This is a genomic window from Pirellulales bacterium (genome assembly GCA_035533075.1).
GTDB lineage: Bacteria > Planctomycetota > Planctomycetia > Pirellulales > JAICIG01 > DASSFG01.
This window is the reverse complement of record DATLUO010000111.1, coordinates 1-9838: the sequence shown is the minus strand read 5'-3', so window position 1 is coordinate 9838 and position 9838 is coordinate 1. Positions and strand designations below refer to the sequence as shown.

Annotated in this window: 9 protein-coding genes and 1 tRNA gene; 5 read left to right on the top strand and 5 right to left on the bottom strand. The window is 62.8% G+C overall.

Annotated features, from left to right (window positions below):
* Positions 1-704 precede the first annotated feature (704 nt).
* Complete coding sequence (locus tag VNH11_14465) at positions 705-1598, top strand: alpha/beta hydrolase (GenBank protein HVA47570.1); 894 nt, start codon at positions 705-707, stop codon at positions 1596-1598.
* A 9-nt stretch (positions 1599-1607) separates the two neighbouring features.
* Here the strand turns inward: VNH11_14465 and glmS are convergent, their stop codons facing one another.
* Positions 1608-3518, bottom strand: a complete 1911-nt coding sequence (gene glmS, locus VNH11_14460; GenBank protein ID HVA47569.1) for a glutamine--fructose-6-phosphate transaminase (isomerizing) — start codon at positions 3516-3518, stop codon at positions 1608-1610.
* 86 nt (positions 3519-3604) lie between these two features.
* Positions 3605-3859, bottom strand: coding sequence for a hypothetical protein (locus VNH11_14455; GenBank protein HVA47568.1), 255 nt, complete (start codon positions 3857-3859; stop codon positions 3605-3607).
* A 134-nt stretch (positions 3860-3993) separates the two neighbouring features.
* On the opposite strand from VNH11_14455, the gene VNH11_14450 reads away from it, so the two are divergent.
* A complete protein-coding gene (locus tag VNH11_14450) occupies positions 3994-4566 on the top strand; it encodes a hypothetical protein (protein HVA47567.1) in 573 nt (190 codons plus the stop codon).
* A 98-nt stretch (positions 4567-4664) separates the two neighbouring features.
* Here the strand turns inward: VNH11_14450 and VNH11_14445 are convergent.
* A tRNA-Ile gene (locus VNH11_14445) sits at positions 4665-4737 on the bottom strand.
* Positions 4728-5696: a cytochrome P450 gene (locus VNH11_14440; protein HVA47566.1), complete on the bottom strand. Its 969-nt coding sequence runs from the start codon at positions 5694-5696 to the stop codon at positions 4728-4730. Before VNH11_14440 ends, VNH11_14445 begins: the two co-directional genes overlap by 10 nt.
* 131 nt (positions 5697-5827) lie before the next feature.
* Here VNH11_14440 and VNH11_14435 point away from each other — a divergent pair, with 131 nt between their 5' ends.
* Positions 5828-5953 carry a hypothetical protein gene (locus tag VNH11_14435; protein HVA47565.1) on the top strand — a complete coding sequence of 42 codons (126 nt, stop codon included), beginning with the start codon at positions 5828-5830 and terminating at the stop codon, positions 5951-5953.
* A gap of 473 nt (positions 5954-6426) precedes the next feature.
* Here VNH11_14435 and sppA read toward each other — a convergent pair whose 3' ends face one another.
* Positions 6427-8283 carry a signal peptide peptidase SppA gene (gene sppA / locus VNH11_14430; protein HVA47564.1) on the bottom strand — a complete coding sequence of 619 codons (1857 nt, stop codon included), beginning with the start codon at positions 8281-8283 and terminating at the stop codon, positions 6427-6429.
* A gap of 418 nt (positions 8284-8701) precedes the next feature.
* Here sppA and VNH11_14425 point away from each other — a divergent pair, with 418 nt between their 5' ends.
* Both VNH11_14425 and VNH11_14420 read left to right on the top strand, forming a co-directional pair.
* Complete coding sequence (locus VNH11_14425; GenBank protein ID HVA47563.1) at positions 8702-9154, top strand: CsbD family protein; 453 nt, start codon at positions 8702-8704, stop codon at positions 9152-9154.
* A 144-nt stretch (positions 9155-9298) separates the two neighbouring features.
* Entirely contained in the window at positions 9299-9598 is a 300-nt protein-coding gene (locus tag VNH11_14420) for a hypothetical protein (protein HVA47562.1), read from the top strand.
* Positions 9599-9838 lie beyond the last annotated feature (240 nt).

Sequence of the window (9838 nt, the reverse complement as noted above, 5' to 3'; positions counted from 1 at the left end):
TGAACTTCTCTCCGCAGGGGCGCTACGCGGAGAGCGGAGAGCGGAGAGCGGAGAGCGGAGAGCGGAGAGCGGAGAGCGGAGAGCGGAGAGCGGAGAGCGGAGAGCGGAGAGCGGAGAGCGGAGAGCGGAGAGCGGAGAGCGGAGAGCGGGAGAGCGGGAGAGCGGGAGAGCGGGAGAGCGGGAGAGCGGGAGAGCGGGAGAGCGGGAGAGCGCTGCGCCCTTTTTGCGCGGAGCGAACCGCGCCGGCGACTTGGCCGCTAAAACTCCGTTGTACGCGGTACATCGTTTTCCTCCTGTCGCTTAGCCGCAAGCGGGCTACAGCGAACGACCGGCCTTCCTCTCTGGTCCGGAGGTTCCGTCACGATGTTCTGCGGGCGGCCCCGAAAGGCCAACGGGCAGTTCCACGCATCATAGACGTGCCGGCAGCGATGTCAATGGTTTGGGCGCGAAAAACCTCAAGATGGTCCCCATAGCCGCGGTGGCGAGCCGAGTAAGCAAGCTCTCTCGTCGCCGAGCGAAGACACCCTACGCCCCAGAATTATCGTTGCGGGCACGGTTTGGAAGGTCGCGGCGACGTCACCGTAAAGGCTTCAGTCGCTCCTGTGAAACGGATAAGTTCGAAGTGGTGTTGATTTCGCCGCCCCACAGGTGCAAGAATTGGGTCGGGGCGAGAGAGTCAGCGAGCGACGGAGCGAAACACTACGATGAAGTCATTAGGAGTGCGTGCGGGTGCTTGGGCCGTCATCGGCCTGCTATTCACGCTTGGTCCAGCCCATGCGGCAGAAGACCAGTTCTTCGACGCCGACGGTGTTCGCATCCGTTACGTGGTCGAGGGCGAAGGCGAGCCGGTGCTGCTGATTCACGGCTTCTGCGGCAGTCTGCACTTGCAGTGGGGCGGGCCGGGCATCTTGAAATCGCTGGCCAAGGACTATCGCGTCATCGCCTACGACAACCGCGGGCATGGCCGCAGCGGCAAGCCGCACGATCCCCGGAAATACGGCGATGAGATGGTCGAAGACGCCGTCCGGGTGCTCGACCATCTCGGCATCTCGAAGGCCCACATCGTCGGTTATTCGATGGGGGCGTTCATCGCCGACAAGCTGCTGGCCGAGCACCCCGAACGTTTCCTCACGGCGACGCTGGCCGGCGGCGGTTGGGCCAAGGCTGACGACGAGCGGGCCGGATTCATCAACGAGGTCGCCCAATCGCTGGACGAAGGCAAGGGCATCGGCCCGCTGCTGGTGAAGCTGACGCCCGAAGGCCGTCCCAAGCCGACGGAGGCCCGATTGCGAAGGGCCAACCAAGTGGTCAGCCTCTTCAACGACCAAAAGGCGTTGGCCGGGGTTGTGCGGGGAATGAAAGAATTCGCCGTCACGGAGCAGCAGCTCAGGGCGAACCACGTGCCGACCTTGGCGATCATCGGCGAGTTGGATCCCTTGAAGGTGACGGTCGACGAGCTGGTCGAGGTCATGCCGCGCCTACAGGTGAGCGTGATCAAGGGCGCCGATCACATTGGCACCTTTGTGCGGCCCGAATTCACGCAGGCCCTGAGGGCCTTTTTGGCCGAGCATTCGCCCCAGGCGGCCGCGACGGAGTGAGGTCTCCGTTCATTCCACCGTGACGCTCTTGGCCAGATTGCGAGGTTTATCGACGTCGCAGCCCCGCAGCACGGCGATGTGATAGGCCAACAATTGCAGCGGAATGGCGGTCACCATCGGCTGCAAGAACTCATCGGTGGTGGGAATCAACACCACGTCGTCGGCCAACTCGGCGGCGCGCGTGCCCGACTCGCAGGTCACGGCGATCACCGGCCCGCCGCGGGCCTTGATCTCTTCCATGTTCGAGATCACCTTGTCGTAGACCGGTCCCTGGGGGATCAAAAACACGCTGGGCGTCTGCTCGTCGACCAGGGCGATCGGCCCGTGCTTCATCTCGGCGGCGGGATAGCCCTCGGCGTGAATGTAGCTGATCTCTTTGAGCTTCAGCGCGCCTTCCAAGGCGGTGGGAAAGTTGAACTGCCGCCCCAAATAAAGGAAGTTGTCGCACTGATAATACTTGGCCGCGATCCGCCGCACTTCGTCATCGGCCACCAAGGCCCCGCGCACCAGGTCGGGCAGGCCCTGAAGCCGCTCGATCATCTCCAGACCCTGGGCATAGTTCAGGTGCCGCAGCCGGCCGAAGTAGAGCGCCAGCATGGCCAGCGCCACGCATTGCGAAGTGAACGCCTTCGTCGAGGCCACCCCGATCTCCGGCCCGGCGTGCAGGTAGATTCCGCCGGCGGCCTCTTGGGCGATGCTGCTACCCACCACGTTGCAGATCGCCAGCGTCGGGTGCCCTTGCCGCTTCATCTCGCGCAGCGCGCCCAGCGTGTCGGCCGTTTCGCCGCTTTGGGTGATGGCGAACACCAGCGTATTGTTGCCGATCGGCGGATTGCGATATCGCAGCTCGCTGGCGTATTCCACTTCCACCGGCAGCCGGGCAAACTGCTCGATCAGGTATTCGCCCACCAACGCCGCGTGCCAACTCGTGCCGCAGGCCGTAAGCAGAATGCGGTCGACCGAGCGAAGCTGCTGCGGCGTGAGATTCAGGCCGCCGAAATGGGCTGTGGCCTCGTCGAGGCTCAGCCGGCCGCGCATCGTGTTTTGCACCGTTTCGGGCTGCTCGAAAATCTCTTTGAGCATGAAGTGCTCGTAGCCGCCGCGGTCGACGTCGCCCGGCGCCATGTCGAGCACCTGCACGTCGTGCCGCACCTCGCCCTGGTCGCGATGGATGACGCGCAAGGCGTCGGCGGTGACGACGGCCAACTCGTTGTCGGCCAGGTAGACGATCTTGTCAGTGCGGCCGACCAGGGGCGAAGCGTCGCTGGCGATGAAATGCTCGCCCGCGCCGACGCCCACCACCAGCGGGCTGCCGAGCCGGGCGGCGAACAGCACGTCGGGCCAATCGCGAAACAGGATTCCCAGCCCGTAGGTGCCGCGCAGCATGGCCAGCGCGCCGGCCACCGCGGCGATCAAGGGGGCAAATCCCTGCCGGGCCATCTCGGCCGGCTTGGGCGGAAGCTCGCCCTGCAACTGCCGTTCGAGCGAGTTGGCGATCAGGTGCGCGATCACTTCGCTGTCGGTCGCCGAGTGGAAGCGGTAACCCTGGCTTTTGAGCTGCTCCCGGAGAGGCACATAGTTCTCGATGACGCCGTTGTGAACGATGGCCACCACGTCGTTTCCGCCGAGGTGCGGGTGGGCATTTTTGTCGGTGGCGGCGCCGTGGGTGGCCCAACGGGTATGGCCCAGGCCCACGCGGCCCTGGACCGGCGTGTCGGCCAGGCGGCCGGCCAACCGATCGAGCCGTCCGGCGGCCTTGACGACGGCCAACCGGTTGTCGGGCCCGACGGTGGACTGGTCGCCGGGCGCGACGGTGACCACGCCCGAACTATCGTAGCCGCGGTATTCCAGCCGCCGCAGACCGGCCAAAAGGAAATCGGCCGCTTGCCGGCGGCCCACGTAACCGACGATTCCACACATGCGAATGCCTCCTGCAAATTCCAGCGTACCGCCGACCAAATGCTATCAGATCGCCGGCCGGAAACAAATGGCGGTGGCGTCGGCACTTATTTCTGCCGAAGGTCGTAAACCAGCAATTGGTCCTGTTCGCACAGATAGAGGCGGCCTTCGGCGATCACGGGGTGCGGCCAGCTCGGCTGACCCGTGCCGGGCAACTCGAACTTGCTCTTCAGCTTATAGCTCTTCGGCGACGCCTCGATCAACGCCATCACGCCATTCTGATAGCGAAAATAGAGGTTGCCGTCGGCGTAGTCGATGGCGGCCGATTCTTGACCCGGACCGCGGCCGGGATGCCAGGCCACTTTGCCCGTCCGCAGGTTATTTGGTCAAAACCAGCAAAGGTGGCTTGCGGTTGCGCAAGCGGCGTGAATAATAGCGGCTGTGCCGTTCGGGGCGGCTGGTTTTGGACCGTAGGTTTATTTCAAGAGGTAACACGATGAGACTGTTGCGGATTTTTTCGGTGGGCGTGGCGCTGATGATGGGTGTTTCGCTGGTCGTCGCCGCCGAGTTGAAGAGTGGCGTCCAACCGGGCGACGCCATCAATCCCTTCGACGTGGTCAAGTGCGCCGGCTCGGAAGACGACGGTGTCGGCTTGGGCGATAAGCTGTGCTATCGCTGCAAGTACGGCAGCCGGCCGATGGTCATGGTTTTCTCGCGCAAGTCGGATGCAAGCCTGGCCGGGCTGGTGAAAAAGCTGGACGGCGCCGTGCAAAAGAACAGCGACGACCAATTGGCGGCTTTCGTCAACCTGCTGGGCGACAATGAAGAGGCGCTCGAAGTCCACGCCAAGGATCTCGGCAAAAAGGCCGAGGCCCCTCGCGTGCCGATCGTCGTTCCGGTCGAGTATGAAAACGGACCGGCCGACTACGGCATCAATCCTCATGCCGAAGTGACGGTGATCATGGCGGTCAAAGGCAAAGTGGTGGCCAACCATGCCTATGGCCCAGGTCAGTTGAACAAGAAGGCCGTCGACCAGATCCTGTCCGACGTGCCCAAGCTGTTGCAATAAGGCGATCGCAACGGGCGGGTTGTTGATTCCCGTCGCGTCCAAGCCTAATCCAACGTGGCCGTGGCCGCCAGCGAGGCGGCCACGGCGTTTTGTTGAGATAGGACCGGCAGGACTCGAACCTGCAACCAAGGGATTATGAGTCCCCTGCTCTGACCATTGAGCTACGGTCCCCCAAGGCCGCATTTTAGCAATCCTGAACGTCGTTGTTGCTTCGGATCACGATTGGCGGAACCGAGTATGGGGAGCACCAACTGGCCGGCCGGGATTACTTGCCCGTGCATCTCGACGTCACGTCGCGGCGTCCGCATGGCCCACTGCAATGGCGCGCGGAAACGCAGTACCTCCTCGATGGCGGAGGGTAGCAGTTCGGGAGCGGCCCGCAGGCGGGCGAGTTGGTCAGGGTATTCCAGGAAACAAAGCATGGCGTTGGCGATCAGGTTGACCGTTGTCTCCTGGCCTCCCACCAGGAGCAGTTGAAACAGACCGAGAATTTCCGGCTGCGTAAGGCGTTCACCGTCGACCTCGGCCTCGACGAGCCGAGTGATTAGGTCGTCTTCTGGCGCCGCCCGCCGCCGGGCAATCAGCTCCGTGAGATAGTTGTCCATCTCGGTCGTCACCGCGCCAAATTCTTCGAGCGCGGCGGCGGCGGCTTCGCTGCCGGACCGGGTGTAGCTGATTTTCAGGATGCCGTCGCTCCAGCGCTTGAACCGCGACAAATCGACGCCGGACATTCCTATCAATTCGGCGATCACGGTCATGGGCAAAGGCGCCGCGTAATCGGCGACCAAGTCCATCTTGCCACCTTCCGCCACGGCGTCCAGGAGCTCCCGCGACAGCCGTCGGATAAACGGTTCTAGGTTGGCGACAACGCGCGGCGTGAATGCCCGAGCGATCAACCCGCGCTGCATGGTGTGCCGCGGCGGGTCAAAAAAGATAAACCAGTTTGGCGGCGACGGTACTTTCGAGCTAAAAGCATCGTGATCGTTCAGTGCCCGCCACACTCCCTCGTAGTCGAAGATCAGCCAGGCATCAAACGGCGGCGGCACATGGAAGACGGGCGAGGCGAGGCGCAAGTGGTCGTATACGGGATACGGATCGCGGCGCATCTCGTCGCTGAAAAAGTCGCTCACGGTTTAAGCCTCCAGTACCAATGGGTCGCAACTAGCGCTATCATACCTGTCGCACTTGTGAATCTTGATCGTCAGAGATGATGCGTGCCGCTACCAGCCTCGGCGCCCTACTTAGGCACAACGAACGTGTGGTGAACTGCCTCTTTTTGGAAACCGATGACTTCAGGGAAGCGCAGGCCGGGCAAGAGTTGCACATCGAAGATCTCCTCGACCGCTGTCTGGAAGTCAAGCATGCCAACGACCTCACCGATTCGTAGGTCAGCCACCGCAACACCGCACTTCAGCTCACTTAACCGCGGCGTGCGGGTCGCCTTCTTCAATCGCCGATAGGATTCGGGTGACATTGCTCATCGCCCTTGAACATAACCGACCCAAGGCCGCGGAGCCAAATACAGTCGCGGCGAAGCGCGGCAATCGGCATAATCAACCTGATGATTGGCGAATTGTCGTTCCGTATCGCCCTGGCCGTCGTATTTGCACTCACCGTGGCAGTGACAGGTTACCACCGCTGGCAGGCGGCGAAATCGGGAGAAAAAGATTTCGCGGCGAGACGAGGGCCGCCTGCTCTTCTTCGCCATTCGCGCCAGCGGTCTGGCGCTGTTTGCGACGGCGTTGGCCTACCTGGCCGGTCCCCGGCTTGTCGAATGGGCGGCACTCCCCAAGTTCCCGGAGGTCGTCGCCAGCGGATCCGATACGGCGAGCCCGGCGCACCGGGAACCCGAGCCACCTTCTACGGCCCCATGACAAACTCGGGCATCATCAACACCGCGCCTTCAGCCCGCAAGGTTTCCAGGTGCCTCAAAGCGATCACCACCGCGCGCACGCGCTGCGGATCGAGCCGATCGAGATACGGCAAGGCGGCCCGCAACATCGTATCGGCAGGGCCTGAATGCGCGACCGCGAGGTGATGCGCGTCTTCCTTCGGCCCTTCCGCTTCTTCCAAGAGCTGCTCCAAGATATTCTTCGGCTCGGGAACGACACGTAGCTCGTATTCTTTGAGTTTCGCCTCAACGGCGGCGAACTTGACGGCGTCGTCGAGCGTGCCGATGCGGTCGACCAGCCCCAGCTCCAGCGCCTGCCGGCCCGTGTAGACGCGCCCGCCGGCCAACTCGTCGATCGGCTTTTTCAGCTTCGCTCCGCGGGCCGCGGTGACGTGCCCTTTGAAGACACCGTAGATCTCGTCCATCCAGGACTGCATCCGCTTGCGCTGTTCGGGCGTAAACACCTGCATCGAGCTGAGAATGGAGGCGTTCGTGCCGCGCTGATAACCCTTCCACTTGATGCCGACTTTCTTCCACAAGTCAGTGGTCGCCAGCTTGCCTCCCACGACGCCGATGGAGCCGGTGATCGTCGATTCGTCGGCAAAAATCGTCTCCGCCCCGCAGGCCACGTAGTATCCGCCGCTGCCGGCCACGCGGCCCATCGAAACTACGAGCGGCTTCTTGGCCCGCACGCGCTTGCTGGCGGCGAGAATGATTTCACTGGCCGTCGCCGAGCCGCCGGGCGAATCGACGCGCAGCACCACTGCCTTGATGGTGTCATCCTCGGCGGCCTTGTCGAGCGCCTTGCGCAGCGGCGTGCTGGCCGCCATTTGCTCGGCGCTGTTCAGCAAGCTTTCTTCCGAAACGCCCAACACGATCGGCCCGTCGACGTACACGATCGCCACGGAGTTCTTATAGGTCTTCTTTTTCTTGGCGCCGCCCAGCAGGTCGGCCCACAGGTTCAGCGCGGCGAACGGTGACGACAGATCAAGTTCGGGCTGCGACTTCTCGCCGTACTTGTGATTGAACTTGATCTGGCCGCCCACCGTGTCTTTGATTGCCGCTTCGAACTCTTCTTGCTGTTCCACCGCGTCGATCAGCCCCGCCGCCTTCGCCTTCGTCGCGGAATAAGGGCCGCCGTCAACCCAGGTCTTGACCTTATCGACGTCGACGTTGCGGCCCGCCGCGATCAGCTTCAACTGGGTTTCGAACAGGCCGTCGTAAATCCAGTTCTGCATCTCCTCCGCCTGCGGACTGGGACCGTCGCGCATGAAGATTTCGGCCGCGCTCTTGTAATCGCCGCAGGTCAAGAAGTCGGGCTGCACACCGAGCTTGTCGAGCAGGCCCCGCAAGAAGGGCGATTCGCCGTAGAGGCCCGTCAGCCACAGGTCGCCGGTCGGCACGACGCTCAACCGGTCGGCGGCCGACACCAAGGCGTAATCGCCCATCGACAGCTCGTCGGCATGGGCGTAGATTTTTTTGCCCTTGGCCCGAACGGCGGACAGGGCCTGCCGCACTTCTTCCGATTGCGAAGTGGAAAGATGCCCGCCCGCCAATGACAAGACGACGGCCTTGACCGAATCGTCGTCGGCCGCCTTCTTGACGCGGGCGACCAGGTCTTTGAGGGCCACGTTATGCTCCGACATCGACAGCAAGCCGCCGCCGTGAGGCGTTTCGACCACCGAACCGTGCAGCCGGAACACCGCCACCGTGGCCTTGGTCTTCTCAGCGGTCTTTTCATCGTTTTTTGCTTCCTTGTCGTCGGCTTGGGCCAGCGGCAACGCCAGGCCAGCCGCCAACAACACCAGGCTTAGTCGCTTCAGCATCGGGTACATCTTGATTTCTCTCACAAACGGGAAGGAAACATGCCTCAAGTCAATTCGTCGGGCCGGCAACAATATAGCCGCTGGCACGCGGAAAGACCAACGGGGCCCGCTCGTCTGGCGCAGCGACGACCAGCATGGCGAGGGCTACACCAAAGAATTCGGGCGGCTGCGTTGTGCCAGCGTCGCGAGGAAAAGCGGTGGCTGGGGCAGAGCTTGGCCAGATAGCGGCCGGCGTCCTTCAAGAGCGTGGCGGCCAACCTCTGCCCCAGCCACCGCGCCTGATCCTAGCGCGTGCCACGTTAGGCTTGCGCCTCCCGCTCGCCCTGGAAATGGCACACTTTGTGCGACTCTCGGTTCGAGCACTGACGCGGGGCAACAGGACCACAACACAAAACCTCAACGATTCGGGGAACGAACCATGCTCAATGCACAGGAAGTCCAAGGACAATGGGACAAGCTACGCGGCAAGATCAAGCAGAAATGGGGACAACTCACCGACGACGACTTGCAGATCGCCAGCGGCAATATCGATGAGTTGGTCGGCCGCATTCACGAGAAAACCGGCGTGGCCCGCGAGCAGATCGAGAATTTCATCGGCGATCTGGCTGCGAGCACCTCATCGACCGTCGAACGAGCCCGCGACGCCGCCATGGGATTCGCCGGCGACGCCGCGGGCCGGGCGCGCGAAGGCTATCAGCAAGCCAGTCAGCGCATGCGGGAGGGATATGAACAAGCGAGGGGCCGGATGCGGGAAGGCTATGAGCAGGTCGGCGAGCAGGTCCGCCAGCGGCCCGCTCAATCGATGATGGCCATCTTCGGCATGGGCGTGATTACGGGCGTGGTGTTGGCGCTCGTGCTCCGCTCTGACTGACCGGAGGCGTAGCAGAATTCGTGAATTCTGGCCTGTGGAGTGACGCGCCAGACCATCGGAAAGCGGTGGCGCCGCCGTGGCGGCAACGCGGCGGCCGCCGCTGGTGATGCAAACGAATCTCGATTCAAGGAAAGGATAAATCTCATGCCTCGCGAGCGAATGTCACAATACATGCGTCAGGAAGAATTTGGGGAAGCGGCGAGCGGGAGAGTGCGGGCGGCCTACGACCGGGCCCACGAAATCGTCGGCGAGAATCCCGCCTACTCGGCGTTGGCCTGTTTTGGCCTCGGCGTGGGTGTCGGCGCCGTGCTGACGATCTTGCTCAGGTCGGCCAAGGAAGAACCCAAGTCGTGGTATGAAGGTTACCTGCCCGATCAGGATTTCGTACGGGATCTGACGGAGCAGGTCCGCGAGACCGTGGGCCGTTACCTGAAGCGACGCTAGCCGCGGAGAGATGGGGAGACGGGGAGACGGGAGAGGGAGAGACTGGGAGAGGGAGAGACTGGGAGACGGAGAGACTGGGAGACGGAGAGAACGTCGGCGTAAGGCACCGGGCAGAAATTAACCTACCGTGAAAACGTGGACTGTGGTAAATAGTTGGGCGGCGGCAGAGAAACGATGGCCCTGCGGTCTCACGGAGGAGACGGATGCTTAGCGAATTGACGGAATCGGTTTTGGCGACGA

Excerpts from the sequence above, each read along its gene's own strand:
- VNH11_14450 (HVA47567.1), top strand. The coding sequence starts at position 3,994 with ATGAGACTGTTGCGGATTTTTTCGGTGGGCGTGGCGCTGATGATGGGT.
- sppA (HVA47564.1), bottom strand. The coding sequence starts at position 8,283 with ATGCTGAAGCGACTAAGCCTGGTGTTGTTGGCGGCTGGCCTGGCGTTG.
- VNH11_14425 (HVA47563.1), top strand. The coding sequence starts at position 8,702 with ATGCTCAATGCACAGGAAGTCCAAGGACAATGGGACAAGCTACGCGGC.
- VNH11_14465 (HVA47570.1), top strand. The coding sequence starts at position 705 with ATGAAGTCATTAGGAGTGCGTGCGGGTGCTTGGGCCGTCATCGGCCTG.
- glmS (HVA47569.1), bottom strand. The coding sequence starts at position 3,518 with ATGTGTGGAATCGTCGGTTACGTGGGCCGCCGGCAAGCGGCCGATTTC.
- VNH11_14420 (HVA47562.1), top strand. The coding sequence starts at position 9,299 with ATGCCTCGCGAGCGAATGTCACAATACATGCGTCAGGAAGAATTTGGG.